24 protein-coding genes are annotated in these 20,715 nt (G+C 39.1%); 2 read left to right on the forward strand and 22 right to left on the reverse strand.

Annotated features, from left to right (window positions below):
• Positions 1–268: 268 nt before the first annotated feature.
• The 4 genes from C0966_RS08875 to C0966_RS08890 form a co-directional block, all read right to left on the reverse strand.
• Positions 269–1,159 carry a superoxide dismutase gene (locus tag C0966_RS08875; protein WP_274855001.1) on the reverse strand — a complete coding sequence of 297 codons (891 nt, stop codon included), beginning with the start codon at positions 1,157–1,159 and terminating at the stop codon, positions 269–271.
• A gap of 131 nt (positions 1,160–1,290) precedes the next feature.
• Positions 1,291–1,779, reverse strand: a complete 489-nt coding sequence (locus C0966_RS08880) for a YpuI family protein (protein WP_274855003.1) — start codon at positions 1,777–1,779, stop codon at positions 1,291–1,293.
• Positions 1,780–1,983: 204 nt separating this feature from the next.
• On the reverse strand, positions 1,984–2,568 hold the full coding sequence (gene scpB / locus C0966_RS08885) for an SMC-Scp complex subunit ScpB (RefSeq protein WP_274855005.1): 585 nt from the start codon (positions 2,566–2,568) through the stop codon (positions 1,984–1,986).
• Positions 2,555–3,322: a segregation/condensation protein A gene (locus C0966_RS08890; protein ID WP_274855007.1), complete on the reverse strand. Its 768-nt coding sequence runs from the start codon at positions 3,320–3,322 to the stop codon at positions 2,555–2,557. The genes scpB and C0966_RS08890 overlap by 14 nt, the downstream gene beginning before the upstream one ends.
• Positions 3,323–3,522: 200 nt before the next feature.
• Between C0966_RS08890 and C0966_RS08895 the strand changes: the two genes are divergently transcribed.
• Together C0966_RS08895 and C0966_RS08900 are read left to right on the forward strand one after the other, a co-directional pair.
• Positions 3,523–3,618, forward strand: a complete 96-nt coding sequence (locus tag C0966_RS08895) for a YjcZ family sporulation protein (RefSeq protein ID WP_274855010.1) — start codon at positions 3,523–3,525, stop codon at positions 3,616–3,618.
• 111 nt (positions 3,619–3,729) lie between these two features.
• Positions 3,730–4,278, forward strand: coding sequence for a DUF309 domain-containing protein (locus C0966_RS08900; protein WP_274855011.1), 549 nt, complete (start codon positions 3,730–3,732; stop codon positions 4,276–4,278).
• A 6-nt stretch (positions 4,279–4,284) separates the two neighbouring features.
• Here the strand turns inward: C0966_RS08900 and C0966_RS08905 are convergent, their stop codons facing one another.
• From C0966_RS08905 to C0966_RS08990, 18 genes are all read right to left on the reverse strand, one after another.
• Positions 4,285–4,680, reverse strand: coding sequence for a GNAT family N-acetyltransferase (locus tag C0966_RS08905; RefSeq protein WP_274855013.1), 396 nt, complete (start codon positions 4,678–4,680; stop codon positions 4,285–4,287).
• A 396-nt stretch (positions 4,681–5,076) separates the two neighbouring features.
• Positions 5,077–6,396: a diaminopimelate decarboxylase gene (gene lysA / locus C0966_RS08910; protein ID WP_274855751.1), complete on the reverse strand. Its 1,320-nt coding sequence runs from the start codon at positions 6,394–6,396 to the stop codon at positions 5,077–5,079.
• Between the two features lie 343 nt (positions 6,397–6,739).
• Positions 6,740–8,215: a spore germination protein gene (locus tag C0966_RS08915; protein WP_274855015.1), complete on the reverse strand. Its 1,476-nt coding sequence runs from the start codon at positions 8,213–8,215 to the stop codon at positions 6,740–6,742.
• Positions 8,216–8,265: 50 nt separating this feature from the next.
• Positions 8,266–8,688, reverse strand: coding sequence for a stage V sporulation protein AB (locus C0966_RS08920; protein WP_274855016.1), 423 nt, complete (start codon positions 8,686–8,688; stop codon positions 8,266–8,268).
• Positions 8,675–9,298, reverse strand: a complete 624-nt coding sequence (locus C0966_RS08925; RefSeq protein WP_274855018.1) for a stage V sporulation protein AA — start codon at positions 9,296–9,298, stop codon at positions 8,675–8,677. The genes C0966_RS08920 and C0966_RS08925 overlap by 14 nt, the downstream gene beginning before the upstream one ends.
• Positions 9,299–9,446: 148 nt before the next feature.
• The gene (sigF, locus tag C0966_RS08930) at positions 9,447–10,205 is read right to left on the reverse strand and encodes an RNA polymerase sporulation sigma factor SigF (RefSeq protein WP_274855019.1); all 759 of its coding nucleotides are present in this window, start codon (positions 10,203–10,205) and stop codon (positions 9,447–9,449) included.
• Between the two features lie 12 nt (positions 10,206–10,217).
• The gene (gene spoIIAB, locus C0966_RS08935; protein WP_274855020.1) at positions 10,218–10,658 is read right to left on the reverse strand and encodes an anti-sigma F factor; all 441 of its coding nucleotides are present in this window, start codon (positions 10,656–10,658) and stop codon (positions 10,218–10,220) included.
• A gap of 2 nt (positions 10,659–10,660) precedes the next feature.
• Positions 10,661–11,011 carry an anti-sigma F factor antagonist gene (gene spoIIAA / locus C0966_RS08940; RefSeq protein WP_274855021.1) on the reverse strand — a complete coding sequence of 117 codons (351 nt, stop codon included), beginning with the start codon at positions 11,009–11,011 and terminating at the stop codon, positions 10,661–10,663.
• A gap of 249 nt (positions 11,012–11,260) precedes the next feature.
• Positions 11,261–12,430, reverse strand: coding sequence for a D-alanyl-D-alanine carboxypeptidase family protein (locus tag C0966_RS08945; protein WP_274855023.1), 1,170 nt, complete (start codon positions 12,428–12,430; stop codon positions 11,261–11,263).
• Positions 12,431–12,552: 122 nt separating this feature from the next.
• Entirely contained in the window at positions 12,553–13,857 is a 1,305-nt protein-coding gene (locus C0966_RS08950) for a pyrimidine-nucleoside phosphorylase (protein ID WP_274855024.1), read from the reverse strand.
• 25 nt (positions 13,858–13,882) lie between these two features.
• A complete protein-coding gene (locus C0966_RS08955; RefSeq protein ID WP_274855025.1) occupies positions 13,883–14,704 on the reverse strand; it encodes a purine-nucleoside phosphorylase in 822 nt (273 codons plus the stop codon).
• Positions 14,705–14,719: 15 nt separating this feature from the next.
• Positions 14,720–15,904 carry a phosphopentomutase gene (gene deoB, locus C0966_RS08960; RefSeq protein WP_274855026.1) on the reverse strand — a complete coding sequence of 395 codons (1,185 nt, stop codon included), beginning with the start codon at positions 15,902–15,904 and terminating at the stop codon, positions 14,720–14,722.
• A 193-nt stretch (positions 15,905–16,097) separates the two neighbouring features.
• Positions 16,098–16,991 (reverse strand): site-specific tyrosine recombinase XerD, encoded by an 894-nt coding sequence (xerD, locus tag C0966_RS08965; protein ID WP_274855027.1) that lies wholly within the window; start codon positions 16,989–16,991, stop codon positions 16,098–16,100.
• A 7-nt stretch (positions 16,992–16,998) separates the two neighbouring features.
• Entirely contained in the window at positions 16,999–17,226 is a 228-nt protein-coding gene (locus C0966_RS08970) for a YqzK family protein (protein WP_274855028.1), read from the reverse strand.
• Between the two features lie 127 nt (positions 17,227–17,353).
• Positions 17,354–17,809, reverse strand: coding sequence for a Fur family transcriptional regulator (locus tag C0966_RS08975; protein ID WP_274855029.1), 456 nt, complete (start codon positions 17,807–17,809; stop codon positions 17,354–17,356).
• Positions 17,810–17,986: 177 nt separating this feature from the next.
• Positions 17,987–18,628 carry a stage II sporulation protein M gene (spoIIM, locus tag C0966_RS08980; RefSeq protein ID WP_274855031.1) on the reverse strand — a complete coding sequence of 214 codons (642 nt, stop codon included), beginning with the start codon at positions 18,626–18,628 and terminating at the stop codon, positions 17,987–17,989.
• Between the two features lie 164 nt (positions 18,629–18,792).
• Positions 18,793–19,956 carry an endonuclease Q family protein gene (locus tag C0966_RS08985; RefSeq protein WP_274855032.1) on the reverse strand — a complete coding sequence of 388 codons (1,164 nt, stop codon included), beginning with the start codon at positions 19,954–19,956 and terminating at the stop codon, positions 18,793–18,795.
• Positions 19,953–20,510, reverse strand: a complete 558-nt coding sequence (locus C0966_RS08990) for an NUDIX domain-containing protein (protein ID WP_274855033.1) — start codon at positions 20,508–20,510, stop codon at positions 19,953–19,955. Before C0966_RS08990 ends, C0966_RS08985 begins: the two co-directional genes overlap by 4 nt.
• Between the last annotated feature and the right edge of the window lie 205 nt (positions 20,511–20,715).

The following is a 20,715-nucleotide window of genomic DNA, read 5'->3' on the forward strand; positions in this document are numbered from 1 at the left end:
ATGCCTTGTCCAGCCATGAAATGCATAAAAAACGTGCATGAGTTTTAAACTCCCAACTCTTACATGGAAATAGGCTTCGTTCAAAAAAGATAACCAACACAATAAGGCGGTGTGAGCGAAGCCAGGCTTTAAATATTTACAAAGCTTAACATGTATTTTGCTTAAGCAGGTTGGCAATTCTATTTTGATAGCGTAGCTCCGCCCCTTCTCCACAAAAAACGAAAACCCTCTAATAGGTTTTCGTTCAGGACTTTGTAGATTGATATGGTTAAAACGGTCTCCATTTTAATTTTTCAGCTTTGTCAAACCGCTCTTCGACATCACGCCAGTTTACAATTTTCCACCAATTTTCAACATACTCGGCACGCCTGTTTTCATATTGCAAATAATAGGCATGCTCCCAAACATCAAGGACTAAGAGAGGAATGGTATCCCACTGGGTTAATAGCATATGAAGCTCGGATTGAAGAATTTCTAAATGCCGCGACCTTGGAGACCAAACAAGAAGTGCCCAGCCAACACCTTCTACTTGTTTCGCAGCTTCAGAAAATTGTTTTTTGAAAGCTTCATAACTACCAAAATATTTTTCAATTTCCGAGAGCAGTTTCCCTCTGGGCCTTCCGCCCCCGTTTGGGGTCATATTATTCCAGAAAATCGTATGCAAGTAATGGCCTGAACCGTGAAAGGCAAGTTCTCTTGACCAGTGGTTGATAAGCGAAAAATCCCCTGATTCTCTTGCTTTTTGCAGCGCTGTTTCAGCTTTGTTCAACCCTTCAACATAAGAACGGTGGTGTATATCATGATGAAGTCTCATAATCTCTTCTGAAATATACGGTTCTAAAGCGTTATATTGGTAAGGCAAAGGGGGTAATTGATGATTCCCGATCGCGACTGACGGTTCTTGCATCCAGATTGTCCCCACTTGCTGCCTTTCAGCAAAATAGCGTTCCATCTCATCGTGCAGCTCTTCAACCTGCAATTGAAGACGAGCAAGTTCTTCCGGTGAAAGTGAGTAATGAATCCCATCAATAATTTCTGTAAATGCATCAAGTCTCGACCAGATCTCTTCATCTTTGGCAACTTGTTCTGATTCCAAAAATTCTCTCAGTTGATCATTCCACGTAAACACGTTTTTTACATAATCTTCAAAACTGCTCATCCGAATCCCCGCTTTCCTAGTCGCTTCTTTTTTCATCGTATGAAGCGGGTGATTAAATCATTCTTTATTCTTTTTTAAAAGTATAAGAAAGAGCGGTTATTCAGATTTATAACCGCTCTTTACCTAGTATTTTATTTCGACTGAATCATTTTTGTCCGATAATCGGTCTCATAGTATTCCAGTTCTTCCCGAATTCGCTGAAAATCCCCTTCAAGACCTTTAAGAACAGCGATTATGCTGTCAGGTACCTCTTTCCGCATTTTAATTGAATTATTACCGGTATAGGCAGATCGGCTGTCCTCATACCAGACGTCGTTTTTAGGAGAGAAAAATTCTTCAATGCATTGATGATAAATCCGATAAAGAATTCTTTCAGCAGCCCCTTTTGAAAAAGGTTCGCTATTGATAATGACCTTGCATGCATCCAAACCTTCTTCGCAATGGACGAGCAATTTACGAAAGTGGGAAAGGATGACCTTAAAATATTCTGTATCACCCGGGAACTCTCTTTCTAATCCTGACAGGGTCGTCTCATTAAGAAACTGTTCCAATTCCGACACCGTTTTTTCCAAAAAGTTCTTTACTTCTTCAACCTGATTTTTAACAATCGTATTCCCCATCTTTGCACCCCCGAATATCAAAGAAAAAAATTGTTGCGGCTGAATGATCAATTAAAGCGAAGAACGCAGTTCGTAACCCCGTTTATTTTCCAATGCCTCGAAAATATCGGGGAGTTTTTGCGATGTCTAAATTCTCATCGGATGAAGCGTCCTTAAAAGTTAAATATATTTTATCATAAAATTGCAGCAAATGTGTCAGAAAAGTCAGGAATCTATTTCTTGAAACTTTTCAAAAAACAAGTCTGCTTCTTCTTTTGCAAAATCTTCTTCCACATCTTTGGAAAGAGGAGGAAGCTCTTCAATGCTTTTTAATCCAAAATAATCCAAAAATTCCTTTGTGGTTCCATATAAAATTGCTCTTCCTGTCCCTTCCGCTCTTCCAACTTCTTCAATCAGTGCTTTGGCTGTCAACGTCTGAATCGGGCGCTCTGTTTTCACCCCGCGAATTTCTTCAATTTCTGCTCTGGTGATTGGCTGTTTATATGCGATGATTGCCAATGTTTCTAGTGCTGCCTGAGAAAGATAGGACGCACTTTTTGATTCCATAAGCTTTTTTAAATAAACCGCATTTTCTTTTTTCGTTACTAGCTGATAGGTTCCTGCCAGCTGTACAAGTATAATTCCTCTTGAGTTATTTTCCTCATATTCCTTCTTTAATTCATCAAGAATTTCTTGAGCTTTCTGTTCCTCGACTTCAAGAGCATCTGCAATTTGTTTTAAAGAAAGTCCTTCATCCCCTGCGGCAAATAAAAGGCTTTCAACAATTCCTATCCTATTAATGCTTTCCAACCGTTTCTACCCCTTCCATTGAAAAAACAAAGATCTCGGCAAAATTATGCTCCTGTTCCACATTTATTTCATTCCGTTTTATTAATTCAAGAACAGCCAAAAACGTAACAACGATATGCTCTTTTTCCTGGGAAGGAAACAGGTCAAAAAAGCTTATTCGCCCTTTGAAATGGTGTAAATCCTCCATGATTTCAGCCATCCTTTTTTCAATGGAAATTTCCTGCTTGGAAATTTTCGCTGCCAGAGGTTTTTGGATTTTTTTTCTTCGCAAAAGTTTTTGAAAGGCACTAACCAGATCGTAAACAGTGACATTGAGATCCAGTTTTTCATTAGCCCCTTCTTTCATATACTCCGATAAATCGCTTGGAGCTTTTGTAAACATCAGGCCCCGCTCCGTCTCAAGTTCCTTTAACCCTTTTGCCGCCTCTTTATATTTCTGATATTCGATCAGTTTCTCCACAAGTTCATCCCTTGGATCTTCTTCCATGTCCATTTCAAAATTGTCTCCAAACGGTTCCTCTTCATGTTTTGGGAGAAGCATTTTGCTTTTGATCGCAAGCAGAGTGGCAGCCATTACTAAATACTCGCTGGCAATATCAAGCTCAAGTTCTTTCATCGTATGTATGTACAAAAGATACTGTTCTGTTATATCCGCTACCGGAATATCATAAATATCAATTTCAAGCCGATTAATGAGATGAAGGAGCAAATCAAGCGGTCCTTCAAAAGCATCAATCTTCACTTTATATTGCATAAATTACCCACCAAAATCGTAATTTGCAGCAAAGAGCCGCGGCTATTATTAGTATAGAGGATTGACAAATGTTGTCCAATAGAAATTTGCTTCGATAGATTCGCTATCGTGATTTTTTCATCCATCCGCCCATACAAATTATACATGACAATCATATGATGTCATTGAATAAAGAAATTGACCCAACAGGAGGTATATCTATGTCTGATGGAAAACGCTGCGGCTTTAGAAATAGTTTTGCATTGATCGTTGTTTTGTTTATTCTGCTAATAATTGTCGGTGCTTCTTGGTTTTAAATAGAAAAATGAAAGTAAATAAAAAATGTCCGGGCAAATCCGGGCATTTTCTTTTTCATTCCTGTATTGGAATGTGTTAAACTTAAATGTACATTGCAAGGGAGTGAATATATGTATTCAAAAGAGTATATTCGATTTCTTACTCATTTTCATGGAGATCGCGACTATTTTGAATGCCATGAAATATTAGAAGAATATTGGAAAAAAGTTGCAAAAGGGGATAAAGGCTCCGTTTGGGTTGGATTGATTCTGATGGCAGTAGCCAATTATCATCATAGACGAAACAATTTCAGCGGAGCCCATCGGACGCTTGAAAAATCCTTAAAAATCTTTGAAAAAAAGAAAAATGAATTGTCTAAGCTTGGCCTTGATTCCGGCAAACTTATACCAATTCTTTCAGAGCACTTGAAAAGCATTAAATCAAAAAAAACGTACAGAAGCTATAATCTTCCTATTGTCGATGAATTATTACAGGCCGCATGTGTTAAAGAGTGCAAAAGAAAAGATTTTATCTGGTGCAAGAGCAGTGATCTAAAAAATGAATTTCTTATAAACAGACACTCTTTAAGAGACAGGAGTTCGGTCATAAAAGAACGGGAAACCGCCAAGCTTAAACGACAAAAAAAAGAGGCTGATGGTCAGACCCCTCCAAACAAATAAGATTGTCTATTGCCGGAGGGAGTCAGATCCCGATGAGCCAGCCTCATTCAGAAGACTAATATCACATTTATGCATGAAAGATGCTGTATATTCATTTGGTATCAGTTCTTTATCCGGGTAAAAGTCTTTTAATGCTTTTACCATACTTTTGCCGATTCCTTGATGGCGATGTGAAGGATTTACGGATATATGGTGTATTTCGACTTCGTAATCATTAACAACAAGTACACCTATAAGACCGATAATATCTTCCCCTTCCTTCCACAGAAACAGCTGGCGACCTTTATCGGTTTCATACTCCTTCATTGTTTGCTGAAGTTTCTTCAAATCCTTCTCATTTGGCATAAAGGATAAAAGGCCCATTGCTATTTTTTCAAATGCTTTCTTATAACGTATTAACATACTGACCCCTCATTAATAAATTCGAACTTTAGTTCGAATTTATTCAAAATTGTATTTCACTTGTTCACCATTTAATGAACTTTGACATTTAGTATATGTTGGACTTTGTTATGATGTGTCTAATAATTGTCCTTATCATACAAAAATAATGTCATTTCTTCAATTTTTTATCAAGATCATTTATATCATTGTGGTGGCGCAAGGAAGAACCAGTAGTAACAACCCCATATTAAAGACATGACAAGAATGAAAGAAAACAATAACCAATTGCTCTTTTTCATAAACGCAGCGTTTCCTCCCAGCCCATATGTTAACATAAGCTGTCCATTATTCTACACTAAAATGCAATAATAATCCATCTTTCAGTTAAAAACTAAGCTGCCGAGAACCGGCAGCTTAGTTTCTTACTTTTTCTTTTAAGGGCAAATCATAGCGGACGAGATCCTCATATGTTTCCCGTCTCACTACAAGCCTTGATTCCCCGTTCTCAACAAATACTACGGCCGGCCTTGGAATCCGGTTATAGTTATTTGCCATTGAATAACCATATGCTCCGGTACAGAAGACAGCAAGTATATCTTGACTATCCGCTTTAGGAAGAGGCAAATCCCAGATAAGCATATCTCCTGATTCACAGCACTTGCCGGCAATGGAAACAGTTTCTTCCGGCTTCGCAAGTGGTTTATTTGCCAATACAGCTTCATATTTAGCCTGGTATAAGGCAGGGCGAATATTATCACTCATTCCTCCGTCTACAGCCAAAAATTTTCGGACGTGAGGGACATCTTTTCTTGAACCGATCTGATATAAAGTTGTTCCGGCGTCACCTACGAGTGAACGTCCTGGTTCAATCCAAATTTCCGGCATATTCATGGAATAGGCAGAAACTTGTTTCTTCACTTCCACAATAATTTCTTTCACATATTGTGAGGCCGGAATAGGATCATCTTCTTCTGTATAGCGAATACCGAATCCGCCTCCAAGATTTAATACTTTTGGTTCGTATGATATCCTGTCTTTCCAATCCTTTAATTTTTCAAAGATTTTTCTTGCAGCCAAAACAAATCCGGTAGTCTCAAATATTTGTGAACCAATATGGCAGTGGACTCCGAGAACATCCAAAAAGTGTGAATTTAATGCTAATTGCAGAGCTTTTTCAGCCTGGCCGTTTTGAAGGTCAAACCCAAATTTGGAGTCTTCCTGTCCCGTTAGAATATAGTCATGCGTATGAGCCTCAATGCCGGGCGTCACTCTTAAAAGTATCTTTGTATTTCGATTCATCTCGGAACAAATAGAATCAATAAGCTCCAGTTCATGGAAATTATCTACAACGATGCAGCCTATTTGGTGCTCCAATGCCATCTCCAGTTCGGCCCTGCTTTTATTATTGCCATGGAAATGAATCTTGCTGACGGGGAAACCTGCCGTCAATGCTGTATAAAGTTCTCCGCCTGAGACAACATCCAGTGACAAGCCTTCCTCTTCTGCAAGCTGAATCATTGCTACTGTAGAAAATGCTTTGCTTGCATATGCAACTTGAGCTTTCACTCCCAGTTCATCAAATGTATTCTTAAATCCTTTTGCCCGCTCGCGAATTAATGCAACATCGTATACATACAGAGGAGTTCCATATTTTTGTGCAAGTTCGATCGTATCCACTCCGCCGATTTCTAAATGACCCTTATCATTTACTTTTGTTGTGCCATGAAAATACATTTCTGCTCCCATTCCCCTTATCACTCAATATGTCGATCCCGATTATTTACTTAAAAATTAATTATTATGAATATAAACAAAAAGACAGTATCTTTCAAGTAAAGTATCTATTTGTTCGCACCTTTTAATGGTTCTTTAATAAAAACAAACTTACCATAAGAAGAGAAAATTCGCAATTGATTCTTTTTTCTTTTCAATTAACATAATGCTTCCGCACTTCTTATTGTCCAGCTCCACCTCCTATCCCCTCGAGGTCGCCTCACGCCTGCCAATGAAGCCAAAAAGCGGCTTCATTGGTAGGACCGCAAGCAGCTGTCGGGGATAAACAGTCGGCTCCGCTTTTCTATGTCGGTTGTCGGTATCGATTTTTTGTATGAATGATGCTTGGGCGTATTTTTGATCCGGGAACAGCCCGGCGAAAAAGGATGTGTAAAAACGCTTTTGGATTAAAGGGCAGCAATGGCCATAAATAAGGCGTATTTAATGAACGAATATTTGCTAAAAAAAGAATAAAAACTGTAATTCCAACTACAAGGCCAGGTGTATGGAACAACGCAACTGCTATCAACAAAAACAGTCTAACCATTTTATTGGCTATACTTAATTCATAGCTTGGTGTTGAAAAGGTTCCAATCGAAGCTACAGAAATATACAAAATTACTTCCGGTATAAAAAGACCGACATCAATTGCAATCTGTCCGATCATAACAGCGGCAATTAAACCCATGGCCGTTGATAATGGAGTCGGCGTATGAATGGCGGCAATTCTTAAAAACTCAATTCCAATATCCGCAATGAATAGTTGAATAACAACCGGAACGTTGCTGTGCTCATTCGGTCCTACATATGCGATCTTTTCCGGAAGCATAGACGGTTCTAATACAAATAATAACCATAATGGAAGCAGAAACAACGATGCGATAACCCCTATAAACCGAATCCATCTTAACATTGTTCCAACAGCAGGGGATTGCCTGTATTCCTCTGCATGCTGCAAATGATGAAAATACGTTGTCGGAGTAATAATTACACTTGGTGATGTATCAACGAAAATTAGAACGTGACCTTCCAATAAATGAGTAGCACCTACGTCCGCCCTTTCTGTATATCTGACAAGCGGATATGGATTATATCCTTGCTTTAACAGAAATTCTTCTACGGTTTTGTCTGCCATCGTAAGGCCGTCTATCTTTATTGCCTGAATTTCTTTACGTATAATATTTATTAGATCCGGACTTGCAATATCCTTAATGTACCCGATTGCAATGTCTGTTTTTGATCTTTCGCCGATTTTAAAGATTTCAAAGCGAAGTCTTCCATCTCGGATTCTCCTTCTTGTAAGGGCCGTATTGACAATAATATTCTCAACATATCCATCGCGCGATCCGCGGACAACCTTTTCGGTATCCGGTTCTTCCGGCTGGCGGCCCGGATAGCTTCGGACATCAATGACAAAACCTGTTTTTTCTCCATCTACAACAACAACAATTAATCCTGAAAGAACCTGAAGGACTAAATCATCAAGAGTTTTTATCGGTTGTACAGATTGATGGACAAGGCGATTTTCAATAATTTTGAAAAGGTTGGTTGACAATTTTTCATGATCATTGATCGCAACAAGCTCTTCAACAATTTCAATAATAAATTGAGTATCACAAAGTCCGTTCACGTAGTAGATATGGACATCTTTTCGTAAGATTTTCAGTTTCCTGACACCGAGATCAAAACTTTCGCCAAGACCGATATGCTGTTTCATATAATTTTCGATTTGATCAACGGACTCAGGCAACGGTTTTTTAACTTCTTCCCTTATTGTCATGAAATCCACTCCTTTCCAAAATTAAAATTCTTATAAAATGGTTTGCAATGCTATCGGTCGACAAAATATATCCATTGGAATAAGGATCCGAATACTTTGCCAAAAACGATTGCCATCAAGAGAGAAATAATCTTCTCTTGAACCCCCACTCTTTTAGCAAGAAGCGGAAATACATTTAGTACTTCAGTTAATGCAGCAGCAAGCATTCCTATAAAAGTTCCACCAGCAAGACCCAGTGGAATCAAAAAGAAAGCCGATAGCGAGTAACTGGGATCTCTTAATGTTGCGTAAGCTCCTGTTACGGCACCAATTACAATCGCCCATTCGTAAAAGCGAATCATTTGCATTGTTTTTGAAAGCTGTGTAAGCCTCGGAATAATTCCAAGAACGGTTAAAAACGCTACAAATCCAGCCCCCACTGTTAAACCACCAGCAAAGCCGATAAAAATAACAAAAAGACTATTGATAATCATGCAATTTTTTCAGATTTTCTTTATTTTCATACATGATGACATATTGATCCAAATTTTGCTGGTAATTAAACATTTCTACTTCAAGAGGGCTTGGTTCTTCGTTGATTCGTTTCTTAAATATGTGATTGAAAAAAAGGATCATTCCAAGTCCTAATCCAATTGAATAAGGTATTTGAAATATCAATGGCTTTTTCACTTCTTTGCCGGTTATGATGGAATAAATTTTCTGCTGAACGATTTGCATGCTGACATCCTCATGAAAATTCATTATTGCCAATGCGGACCCAAAAAATAATAAAAACCAAATTAATACGAAAAGTGGAACAGATACCCCGCTTTTTTTATAGGCAACTTCAATAATTGTTTGTGCCGGTCCTATCGTCTGAACTTCCATATTTCCACATTTTTCTTTAATGGATGAGATTACTTTCATCACGTCGATTACAATCATATTCCTGTCTTTTTTTGTGATTTGGTAAATCTGAATTTTTTCAAGCTTGCCGATCAGTGCTTCATCCGCAATAATTTGGGCAATATCTCTTAAAAATACGGATTGATCCAGATTGGCTTGAATTCGGTTTCTCATGCGAATGTAGATCATATTTTCCATTACATTCACTTCCCACACATGAATTTCCTCGTAAATAGTATGAGTTTCTGGCATTTTTTCATGAAGGCCAATAATTGCTCGATAAGGAAATATTTTGTAAATCAATGCTTTTTGAATGATCGGCTAAAATGCAAAAAACCGCATGGAATTAATGATCCATACGGTCTTTCATTTGCTGAAGGATTTTTTTCTCCAGCCGTGATACTTGCACTTGTGATATGCCGAGCCTTGCTGCTACTTCTGACTGTGTTTGATCTTTATAATACCTCAAGTAAACGATTAGCCTTTCACGTTCTTCCAGTTCGCGAATCGCTTCTCTTAAAGCGATTTTATCAAACCATGTTCCTTCATCCCCATCATCAATTTGGTCCAATAAGGTGATTGGATCCCCATCATTTTCATATACCGTTTCATGTATTGAAGCAGGGGTTCGGATTGCTTCCTGGGCAAGGATAACATCCTCAGGCGGGATTTCCAAATAATCGGATAATTCTGTAACAGTCGGAATTCGCCCCAATCTCTTTGATAATTCATCCTTTGCTTTACGGATACGGTTTCCCGTTTCTTTAAGAGACCTGCTGACCTTGACTGATCCGTCATCACGGATAAATCTTTGGATTTCTCCAATGATCATTGGAACTGCGTAAGTAGAAAACTTTACATCATAGGAAAGATCAAATTTATCAACCGACTTGAGCAGGCCAATGCATCCTATTTGAAATAAATCATCAGGTTCATAACCTCTATTTAAAAACCTTTGTACGACAGACCAAACGAGGCGCGTATTATTTTGAACAATCAAATCCCTTGATGCCTGATCCCCTGCCTGACTCTTTTTTATTAATTCCTTGACTTCATTGTCTTTAAGATAGGTTTGACTTTTACCGTTTTTGACCTCCACATCCATAAGCAAGACTCCTTAATTGCATAGCATTTTGCTCTTTGATAAAAGCTTTCTCAAACGGATTTCCGTTCCACTGCCAGGCTGTGAATAAATCTCAACCTCATCCATAAAATTTTCCATAATGGTAAATCCCATACCTGATCTCTCCAATTCAGGCTTCGTCGTGAAGAGAGGCTGTCTCGCCTCTTCAATATCCTTTATGCCGACTCCTTCATCCTTTATTGTCATCTCAACAATTCTGTCTTCAATGGAAACTGAAATATAAATAATCCCTTTCGGATCATTTTCATACCCATGAATAATCGCATTTGTAACAGCCTCTGAGACAACCGTCTTAATTTCAGTCAATTCATCCATTGTCGGATCAAGCTGGGCGATAAAAGCTGCTACAGTTACTCTCGCAAATGATTCATTTTGACTTAAAGCACTAAATTGCAGATGCATTTCATTTTTCATTGTCAGGCAACCCCCAATCTTTGCAATGCAAATTCTTCCGTCGGCTCCAACCGAATAATTTTAAATAAGCCGGACATGTCGAATAATCTTTCAATCGATGGGGAAATTGCGCAAACAATCATTTCGCCGTGGTTTTGTTTGATTTGTTTATATCTCCCGAGAATGACTCCCAGCCCTGAACTGTCCATAAAAGAGAGGTGCTCCAAATTTAAGACAATATGACGAATTTGATGCTCCTCAATTGCTTTTATTGCTCGTTCACGAAGATGATCTGCAGTATGGTGGTCAAGCTCTCCGCTTAATCGAATGCAAAGGACGTCATTCTTCACTTCCATTTCAATGTTAAGACTCACTATACGGCCTCCTTTTCTGGTATCAAGTTTTACTGACCGCGCTTTTTCCCCAATGATCAAGAAAAATTAACGGCCATTATACCCGACAGGTTGTTTAACGACTATCATTAGCAATATATTTCTTTTCTGCTTATGAAAGCTCCACCTTATAGTGAGTCATTCGCGATTGAATGATTTATATCCTTCCTTTGAGACAAAACTAGTGAGAATTCGCTAAAAGTAGAATTGAATAGGTTGCATTCGACAACATTAAATGCCGGATTTTGTGAACATTCCAAAAGACCGTTTAAAAAGCTGCCACCATGTGGCATTTTCAACGTTTTTGTTTGCAACAAGGGGACTCTCTACAAGAACTTTCCCATCTTTGATTAGTTTAATTGAGCCTATTTCGTCTCCGATCTTGACAGGGGCCTTTATATTTTCATTAATGACAACTTCTCTTTTAACGTTCTTAATGTTTTCGCCTTTTTTCGTTAACAGCGAAATTGGTTCACTTGTCACGGCATCTACTGTTTTCATGCTTCCTTTACTTACTTTCGCCTTACCCATGATATGATGTCGTTTGTACATCGGATGAGTTTCGTACTGGCTGAAGGCATAATCAAGCAATTTCGTTACTTGTGCATTTCTTTCTTTAGAAGTTGGAGAACCAAAAACAACAGCAATCACGCGCATGCCGTCTTTTTTGGCAGTTGCCGTTAAACAATATTTTGCCTCATTCGTAAAACCGGTCTTCAACCCGTCTACTCCCGGATAAAAACGAACGAGCTTATTTGTGTTTACAAGCCAAAATTTTTTATCCGTATTTTCACGCAGATATCCTTCATATGTACCCGTAAATTTCGTTATTTGATCATACTTCAAAAGTTCTTTCGCCATCATGGCCATATCATATGCTGTACTGTAATGATCCTTCGCAGGCAAGCCTGTTGTATTTTGGAATTTGGTGTTTTTCAAGCCTAATTCCTTTGCTTTTTTATTCATCATATCGACGAATGCTTCTTCCGATCCTGCAATCCTTTCTGCCATTGCAACAGAGGCATCGTTTCCTGAAGCGATTGCGATTCCTTGGAGCATTTGCTCGGTAGTCATTTCTTCACCAGGTTCAAGAAATATTTGCGAACCACCCATGGAAGCTGCATATTCACTCGTCCGGATTTTCTCATTCATTTTTAGTTTGCCTTCATCTATAGCCTCCATAATTAACAACATTGTCATTACCTTTGTCATACTGGCAGGCGGCAATTTTTCATGGATATTTTTCTCAAACAAAACGGTTCCAGTATCCCGTTCAATTAATATAGCAGACCGGACGTTATCAACAAGCTGTACATCGTTTTTTTCTTCTGCAAACACTTGTGTTGACATGACGGAAAACATTAATATTGAGAAAACCATCATAGAGAATATTCGTTTCATGGCATAACCCTCCATTCTTTATAGGCTCATTTTTTCCATTTGAAACATTTCTATACAATTATTTCCTTGATTTATATAAAAAAACCAGGGATGTTGAGTTCCCTGGTTTTTTCCATATCTTCTTATTCAGCAATTACTTCATGAATCAATTTTGGTGGATCAACTTTTTCAGGTGCAATTTTAATGTGATCGTATAATTTTTCTTTTATGTCGTTTATATTTTCAAAATTGCTGTAGATTGTGACCAATGATTCTCCTTTTTTCACTTGGTCGCCGATTTTTTTGCGGAGGACGAGGCCCACTGACAAATCAATTTCAGATTCTTTTGTCGCTCTGCCTGCACCGAGAAGCATGGCTGCTGTTCCCACTTCATCAGCAACGATTTCTGACACAAAACCTTCTTCTTTCGCCTCAAGTTCAAATGTGAATTTTGCTTGCGGGAGCTTTGATGGGTCATCAACCACTGAAGCATCTCCACCTTGAGAGCTTAGGAATATTTTTAATGATTCAAGCGCAGAGCCGTCCTCGATTGCTTTCTCGAGCATTTGCCGTGCTTCTGTCAAAGAATTGGCTTTTTGGGCAAGGAGGACCATATGGCTTCCGAGCGTCAAACAAAGTTCTGTTAAATCTTCCGGCCCCTCCCCTTTCAGCGTATCAATTGCTTCTTTTACCTCCAAGGCGTTTCCGATCGCAAAACCGAGCGGCTGGCTCATATCCGAAATAACAGCCATTGTCTTCCGGCCGACATTATTGCCGATCCGGACCATTGCCCTTGCCAGTTCCCGGGAACCTTCAAGCGTTTTCATAAAAGCTCCCGCACCTGTTTTCACATCTAATACAATGCAATCTGCACCTGCGGCGATTTTTTTGCTCATAATCGAGCTGGCAATGAGAGGGATGCTATTAACCGTTGCAGTTACATCTCTTAGTGCGTAAAGCTTTTTATCAGCAGGAGTTAAATTTCCGCTTTGGCCGATGACAGCTATTTTGTTCTTATTGACAAGATTGATAAATTCTTGGTTATCAATTTCTACATGGAAGCCCGGAACGGATTCCAGCTTATCAATCGTTCCCCCGGTATGGCCAAGACCGCGGCCGGACATTTTCGCAACAGGTACACCGACAGAAGCTACAAGCGGCCCAAGAACGAGCGTTGTCGTATCACCGACTCCCCCGGTTGAATGTTTGTCAACTTTTATTCCTTCTATTTTTGAAAGATCGATTTGATCTCCTGATTCAACCATTGCCATCGTTAAATCGGCCCGTTCTCTTTCCGTCATGCCTTGAAAGTATATGGCCATTGTCAGTGCACTCATTTGATAGTCAGGAATCGATCCGTCTGTATAACCTTTAATAATAAACTGAATTTCCTCTGTCGTAAGTTCTTTTCCGTCGCGTTTTTTTTCAATTAAATCAACCATTCTCATCGTTCATCACCACTTCTTCCGGACCTTATTTCCCTATTTCTTTCACAATTTCTTTCACATACTTTAAAAAGTTTGCCTTTACTTTTTCTGTGGTTTCTATCACTTCATCATGAGTAAGCGGCTGATCAAGGATACCTGAAGCCATGTTGGAAATACATGAAATCCCAAGCACCTTTAAACCGGCGTGCCTTGCAACAATGACTTCCGGCACAGTCGACATACCTACTGCATCCCCGCCGAGAGTTCGAATCATTCTTATTTCAGCCGGAGTTTCATAAGACGGGCCTGTATTCCCTACATAAACCCCTTCTTGGATGTTAATGTTCAGTTTTTTGGCAATTTCTCTCGCAAGACTTCGCAGCTCTTTCGAATAAGCTTCGCTCATATCCGGGAACCGTGCGCCAATCCTTGAATCATTCGGCCCAATTAACGGGTTGGACCCCATGTTATTGATATGATCGGAAATCAACATTAAATCGCCTGGAGAAAAACTCTCATTAACACCGCCCGCTGCGTTTGTAACAATTAATATCTCAACACCAAGTTCTTTCATTACTCTTACAGGAAAGGTAACTTGATCAAAGCTGTACCCTTCGTAATAATGAAAACGGCCCTGCATGGCAACGACTTCAACATTGTTCAGCACCCCGAATACGAGCTGACCAGCGTGGCCTTCTACAGTAGAAACCGGAAAATCCGGGATTTGGCTGTAAGGTATTTTTACAGGATTTTCGATTTCATCTGCCAGCACTCCAAGACCTGATCCGAGAATCAGACCGATCCGAGGCGTCTTAGCATATTTGCCTTTCAAAAATTGTGCAGCATGTTGAATTTTATCAATTTCCATCCATGTTCCTCCCTATTATTTTAGATCTCGTAGAAAACTTTTTCCGTAGTCCGGCATTTTCACATGAAAGTTGTCAGCTACCGTTGCGCCGATATCTGCAAACGTTTCACGAACAGGCAGCTCTTTTCCTTCCGCAAATTGTTTTGAATAAACGAGAAGCGGCACATATTCACGAGTATGGTCCGTTCCTTTATGAACCGGATCGTTCCCATGGTCAGCAGTAATGATTAATAAATCATCTTCCTTCATTTTCGAAAAAACTTCAGGGAGTCTTGCATCAAATTCTTCAAGCGCTTTTCCATATCCTATCGGATCGCGGCGATGCCCGTAAAGTGCATCAAAATCAACTAAATTTAAGAAGCTCAGTCCGGTAAAGTCCATATCAAATGATTGGAGAAGCTTATCCATTCCATCCATGTTTGAAACTGTCCGCAATGATGTTGTAACTCCCTCTCCGTCATAAATATCGGAGATTTTTCCGATCGCAATCACATCAAATCCGGAGTCTTTCAACTCATTCATGGCCGTGCGGCCGAAAGGTTTCAGTGCATAATCATGACGATTGGATGTTCTTTTAAAGCTGCCGGGCTCTCCAACGAAAGGTCTTGCGATGACCCGTCCGACCATGTATTTTTCATCAAGAGTAAGCTCCCGGGCAATTTTGCAGATTTTGTATTGCTCTTCAATTGGGATGATTTCTTCATGAGCTGCAATTTGAAGGACGGAATCTGCAGAAGTATAGATGATTAATGACCCGGTTTTCATGTGTTCTTCGCCAAGCTCTTCAATAATTTCCGTTCCGCTTGCCGGTTTATTTCCAATTACTTTCCTTCCTGTACGCGATTCCAGCTCAGAAATTAGTTCGGCAGGAAAACCGTCAGGAAATACTTTGAACGGCGTTGAAATATGTAACCCCATTATTTCCCAATGACCTGTCATTGTGTCCTTTCCGTTTGATGCTTCCTTCATTTTTGTGTAATACGCAAGAGGTTTTTCCGCTTTTTCAATTCCTTTAATTTCTCTTATATTGCTAAGGCCGAGCTTACCCATATTCGGCATATGGAGACCGCCCATTTTTTCAGCTATGTGGCCTAGCGTATCAGCACCTTTATCATCAAACTTTTCAGCATCGGGTGCTTCTCCGATGCCTACCGAGTCCATGACAATTAAAAATATACGTTTATATGTATATGAATCCATTAATTCTCCTCCTTATTTTGAATACGTTTACATGAAATTCAATATAAATAATGTTTCCCTCTTATTTGTCGATTAACCATGTTGCATTCGTCGGAAGTCTGACATCATAATGTCTATTTTACAAAAAACCGAAAGAAAAAGACAGAAAAAGCTGCCAAATTTTAAGGCAGCTTTTTGAAATTCTATGAATCTGCTATGCACGGGGATGGAACTGGCTATAAACATCTTTCAATCTCGTTTTTGTCACGTGCGTATAGATCTGTGTTGTAGAAATATCCGCATGCCCAAGCATTTCCTGAACTGCACGAAGATCAGCACCGTTTTCAAGAAGATGGGTAGCAAATGAATGGCGCAGTGTATGGGGGGTCAATTCTTTTTCGATTCCCGCTTCATTTGTCAGGCGTTTTAATATTTTCCAAAAACCTTGCCTCGTTAACCGTTTTCCATGATGGTTTAAAAACAAGGCTTCCTCTGTACTCTTTTTTGTCATAAATTTTCTGCGTCCGTTATTCAAATAGCTTTCAATCGCATTAGCTGCCGTTCTTCCGAGCGGAATGATTCTTTCTTTGTTTCCTTTTCCAATACAGCGGACAAATCCCATTGTCAAGTGGATATCTCCAACATTTAGGCCAATTAACTCACTGACACGGATGCCTGTTGCATACAGCAATTCCAGCATTGCTTTGTCCCTGAGACCATAATGGTTGTCCAGCCGAGGCGCATTCAGCAGTGTTTCAACTTCTTCGAGGCTCAATACTTTCGGCAGTTTTCGCTCAAGTTGCGGAGATTCAATATGTACGGTTGGATCATGGTCAGCCGCTTTTTCCCTCAGCAAAAACTGATGAAAAGCCCGGACTGATGCCACATGCCTTGCAAGTGTTTTCGAAGACTTGCCCTGGTCTTTTAAATACTTAAGAAAATGAACAATGTGTGTTCGCTGTACATGATTTAAATCTGTAATTGTTTCAATGTTTTTTAAGTATTTTAAATAACTTTTCAAATCCCGTTCATAAGAAACGATCGTATTTTTCGCCAGGCCTTTTTCTACAATGAGGAAATGCATAAAATCTTTCAAACGGTCTTCCATATGTTCATTACTCCCCATTTAAATAAAAAAGTTTCAAGCGGTCCAGCCATGAAGTGTCCTTGCCCGATTCATAACCGGAAACCTTGACTGCCGCTCCTTTCGGTTCGTCGTATCGATGATAATTTTGATATTCTTGATTTATCCACATAATACCATAATAAAAAAGAATTGTGCATCCTGTGAACAAAATAAACACTTTAACCGTTTGAAAAGCGAGCTTTAGCCACGATTTCATAACCGATCCTCCAAAACAATCTATTAGTAAAGGATATGCCAAGTAGGACAAGTATTATACCTGTTTTTGGAGGCGATCGGATACTTTGTCTGAAAAATTAAAAACCTTTTCCATATTAGAAAAGGCTTTATCCTTGCTTATTTTCTTTTTCTTGGCATCGATGACAAATGCCGTGAAATGTTAAACGATGGTCTTTTATTTTAAATTTCCAATCCCGCTCAACGATTGCTTCTACATCTTCAAGTAAATCTTCCTGAATTTCATCTACGGCTCCGCATTCAATACATACTAAGTGATGATGGAAATGGTCAGCCCCCTCCTGGCGCAAATCATACCGGGAAACACCGTCACCAAAATTTATTTTGTCAACTATTTTCAATTCTGTTAGCAGTTCCAATGTGCGGTATACAGTAGCAAGACCGATTTCAGGCGACTTCTCTTTAACGAGGAGGTACACATCTTCCGCGCTTAAATGATCCTCTTCGTGTTCAAGCAAAACACGGACTGTCGCTTCACGTTGAGGCGTTAATTTATAGCTTGACGTATGCAACTGTTTTTTTATTCTATCGATTCTGGTTTCCATTCCGAAGGCCCTCCCTTGCACTGTCATTATCATTATAACAGATAGAAAGATAGATTCAAAATAAAATAATTACAAATAAGAAAAAATAATTTTTTTTATATAAGAGTAATTATAATATATTTTTATATTTACAAACGAAAAGAACTGCCCGCCAAAGAGCAGTTCCATTCTATTTATTCATTTTCCTGAACTTACAATCGCCTTCATCAAAACCGGTGAAATATATGCTTCAATCCCTGCTGCTGCTGAAATAAGTACGACAGCCAGGAAAAATGCAAGGACATATCGGCCAAATAACGGCATTACTGGCGGGCTGATTTTTTTAAGAAATTGCCTGCGAATCATTTTTAGCGAAAAGCTAACCGACAGTGTTGCAGTAATAATAAAGATAGGAATGATAATTAAATTTTGCGGCAGAACGGAAACAAATGAAAGGATGAAACCGTCCCATCCCATTTGATTTACGAGAAAGCCGACAGTAAACCCAATAACCAATCCTTTTATAAATAATAAAATTAAGATAACCGGCAGACCGATAATGGATATGCCAAGCACCCAGATTAACCCGATAAATTTACTGTTATGAAAAAAGCTTTGAAAAAATAAATCATTTGCTTCCGCCACCTTGCCATCGGAAACTTGGTCAAAAAACTGTGACAAATAATAAAATAAATCTTCTTTTTGACTGAAACTTAAGCTATTGACAACGATTGCACCAAAAATGACCCCCATCAAGAACAAAACTATGATAAATAAATAAATTGAGGAATGCTCGCGAAAATGGATGGCTGCAGCGTTCTGGTACATTTTTTTCTTCATTGCCCTTCCTCCTATTAATCGGTTATTAAATTCATATGCTTGTCTAGCAAATGTATAACCTAAACTATGAGGAAATTTTGGGCATCTTTCTTCAACGGGGGTCTGGCCCTCAGTACTTTAAAGCGTTAAAAATCGGCCTTCAATGTTAGAAGCCGGTTTTTGAGCTATTCGGAAATTTTTCCATACTTTCCTCCGCCGCCGGCATGTAAGGTTAAAACGCCGGAGCGGGCTTTCATAATGAATGTTGCAATTTTTTCCGGGACGACTTCCTTTAGAGCAGAAAAAGGAACTTCATGAAGAATGGCCATTTCTGTACCAAAATGGCCGAGAAGTTTTGCCCGCAATTTTGGACCAAGACCCGGAATGAATTCAAGCGGTACTTGGTGTATGTATGGTGGTCTGCCGATAGGACCTGTTTTTGCTGTTTTCAATTCATGAATCCGGTCGGATACCCCTTTTATTATTTTAGAATGACCGCAATGACTGCACCTTCTGTTTTCAAGATCAACAGAAGAAAAACATTTAGCACAGACCGTTTGGTGGTATTTTCCAAGTAGAGGATCCATCCCGTAATTTGCAACGATCTTTCGTTTTCCTTCGCCTTGTAATGCTTTCCTCAGTTCTGTAAAAGAAGGCTCGTTCATTTGCATAACTTGATATTCCCGAGCAATTTTGCCGTTAGAATGAGCATCAGAGTTTGTGAGAAACGGATATTCGTGCAATTCACCTAGCTGGTCTGCCATCGATGTATCAGCACTCAAGCCAAGTTCAATTCCATCGATAAGGTCGGGGTCAAACACTTCTTCCAAAGATCGCTCGACACCGCTTCCATAAAGGCTTTTAAAAGGGGTAAAAACATGGGCGGGAATAAACAGCCCGCCCAGCTCTTTTACTTTATGCTGCAATTCTCTTCCCGAAGCATAAATTCTTTGTGAGCTGAGATTAATGTTTTTCACATGTTGTTTCAGCCATCTTGAGAAATTGCTCATGGCATTAAATCCTGAAAAATAGCAAAGCACATGGATTGGTCCTTTACAATCCGCATCAAAAACTTCCAATTCCGAACCCGGGATTATGGCCATGCCGTCATACATCAACCCGCCGTCCGAATATTCAGTCAAATAACCTTGTTCTAATAATAAGTGCATTTCCTCCAAAACCTCAGGTGAGTGGCAGTCGATTACACCGATCATGTTAAGGCCTTTTTCTTCTCTCGCATGCGTGATAATGTTTGTAAATGTCAGTGATTTTGCGCCGGTTATTTTAACAGCTTTACCGGATTGTGTTCTGCCTATATGGATATGCAGATCTACATAATATTGGTTCATTTATGTTTGAGAGCCTCTTGAAGCTGCAAATATTGAACGGCAATTACGGTTTTTGAATCGTAGATTCTCTTTTCTTTTATATATTGAAGGGCTTCGTCAAGTGTCAGTTCAATAAGATCGACAAACTCATCCTCATCCAATCCGGCTGCATTTTCCTTTTTGGACAGTCCTTTTGCTACGTATAAATGAATAATTTCATCCGCAAAACCAGGAGATGTGGCAAAAGAAATCAACCATTCCATCTGTTCGCATTCATATCCCGTTTCCTCTTCTAACTCGCGTAATGCGGTGACACGGGGATCTTCACCTTTTTCCAATTTTCCGGCAGGGATTTCAACTATTGATTTTTCGAGCGGCTTCCGGTATTGTTCCACCATCACAATTTTATTTTCATTTGTTATTGCAATTACAGCTACAGCACCAGGATGTCTAACGATTTCCCGCTTTGATGTTTGTCCGTTTGGAAGCTCAACATCGTCTACTTGCAATTTAACAACTCTACCCGAAAAAATTTGTTCTGTTTTAATTGTTTTTTCCTCAAATAATTTTCCCATTTATCTGCACTCCTTTTCTATTCTTTAATTTTTTGTCCATACATTTTACCATACATTAGTTAATGGAGTATAGGATAAAAATAGATGTTTTATGTGATGGCAGGAAAAACTTGAGAAAATCACAAAAAATTCAAAGAATATTAAAATAAGATTTAATTATCGGAAGATTGCTAACCCCGCTCAAAAATATCCAATTCATTTGTGC

The sequence above is a fragment of the Bacillus methanolicus genome (genome assembly GCF_028888695.1).
Classification (GTDB): Bacteria; Bacillota; Bacilli; order Bacillales; family Cytobacillaceae; genus Bacillus_Z; species Bacillus_Z methanolicus_B.

What these genes read in the sequence shown, in the direction of transcription:
- deoB (WP_274855026.1), bottom strand. Translation starts at nt 15,904, where the DNA reads ATGGATTCATATACATATAAACGTATATTTTTAATTGTCATGGACTCG.
- C0966_RS08925 (WP_274855018.1), bottom strand. Translation starts at nt 9,298, where the DNA reads ATGGAAAATATGATCTACATTCGCATGAGAAACCGAATTCAAGCCAAT.
- C0966_RS08970 (WP_274855028.1), bottom strand. Translation starts at nt 17,226, where the DNA reads ATGAAATCGTGGCTAAAGCTCGCTTTTCAAACGGTTAAAGTGTTTATT.
- C0966_RS08985 (WP_274855032.1), bottom strand. Translation starts at nt 19,956, where the DNA reads ATGAACCAATATTATGTAGATCTGCATATCCATATAGGCAGAACACAA.
- C0966_RS08945 (WP_274855023.1), bottom strand. Translation starts at nt 12,430, where the DNA reads ATGAAACGAATATTCTCTATGATGGTTTTCTCAATATTAATGTTTTCC.
- spoIIAB (WP_274855020.1), bottom strand. Translation starts at nt 10,658, where the DNA reads ATGAAAAATGAAATGCATCTGCAATTTAGTGCTTTAAGTCAAAATGAA.
- lysA (WP_274855751.1), bottom strand. Translation starts at nt 6,396, where the DNA reads ATGTATTTTCATGGCACAACAAAAGTAAATGATAAGGGTCATTTAGAA.
- C0966_RS08955 (WP_274855025.1), bottom strand. Translation starts at nt 14,704, where the DNA reads ATGGAAATTGATAAAATTCAACATGCTGCACAATTTTTGAAAGGCAAA.
- C0966_RS08915 (WP_274855015.1), bottom strand. Translation starts at nt 8,215, where the DNA reads ATGACAATAAGGGAAGAAGTTAAAAAACCGTTGCCTGAGTCCGTTGAT.
- spoIIM (WP_274855031.1), bottom strand. Translation starts at nt 18,628, where the DNA reads ATGAAGAAAAAAATGTACCAGAACGCTGCAGCCATCCATTTTCGCGAG.
- C0966_RS08875 (WP_274855001.1), bottom strand. Translation starts at nt 1,159, where the DNA reads ATGAGCAGTTTTGAAGATTATGTAAAAAACGTGTTTACGTGGAATGAT.
- xerD (WP_274855027.1), bottom strand. Translation starts at nt 16,991, where the DNA reads ATGGAAGACCGTTTGAAAGATTTTATGCATTTCCTCATTGTAGAAAAA.
- C0966_RS08895 (WP_274855010.1), top strand. Translation starts at nt 3,523, where the DNA reads ATGTCTGATGGAAAACGCTGCGGCTTTAGAAATAGTTTTGCATTGATC.
- sigF (WP_274855019.1), bottom strand. Translation starts at nt 10,205, where the DNA reads ATGGATGTGGAGGTCAAAAACGGTAAAAGTCAAACCTATCTTAAAGAC.
- C0966_RS08950 (WP_274855024.1), bottom strand. Translation starts at nt 13,857, where the DNA reads ATGAGAATGGTTGATTTAATTGAAAAAAAACGCGACGGAAAAGAACTT.
- C0966_RS08890 (WP_274855007.1), bottom strand. Translation starts at nt 3,322, where the DNA reads ATGCAATATAAAGTGAAGATTGATGCTTTTGAAGGACCGCTTGATTTG.
- C0966_RS08900 (WP_274855011.1), top strand. Translation starts at nt 3,730, where the DNA reads ATGTATTCAAAAGAGTATATTCGATTTCTTACTCATTTTCATGGAGAT.
- C0966_RS08990 (WP_274855033.1), bottom strand. Translation starts at nt 20,510, where the DNA reads ATGGGAAAATTATTTGAGGAAAAAACAATTAAAACAGAACAAATTTTT.
- C0966_RS08905 (WP_274855013.1), bottom strand. Translation starts at nt 4,680, where the DNA reads ATGTTAATACGTTATAAGAAAGCATTTGAAAAAATAGCAATGGGCCTT.
- C0966_RS08880 (WP_274855003.1), bottom strand. Translation starts at nt 1,779, where the DNA reads ATGGGGAATACGATTGTTAAAAATCAGGTTGAAGAAGTAAAGAACTTT.
- C0966_RS08975 (WP_274855029.1), bottom strand. Translation starts at nt 17,809, where the DNA reads ATGGAAACCAGAATCGATAGAATAAAAAAACAGTTGCATACGTCAAGC.
- C0966_RS08920 (WP_274855016.1), bottom strand. Translation starts at nt 8,688, where the DNA reads ATGATTATCAATAGTCTTTTTGTTATTTTTATCGGCTTTGCTGGTGGT.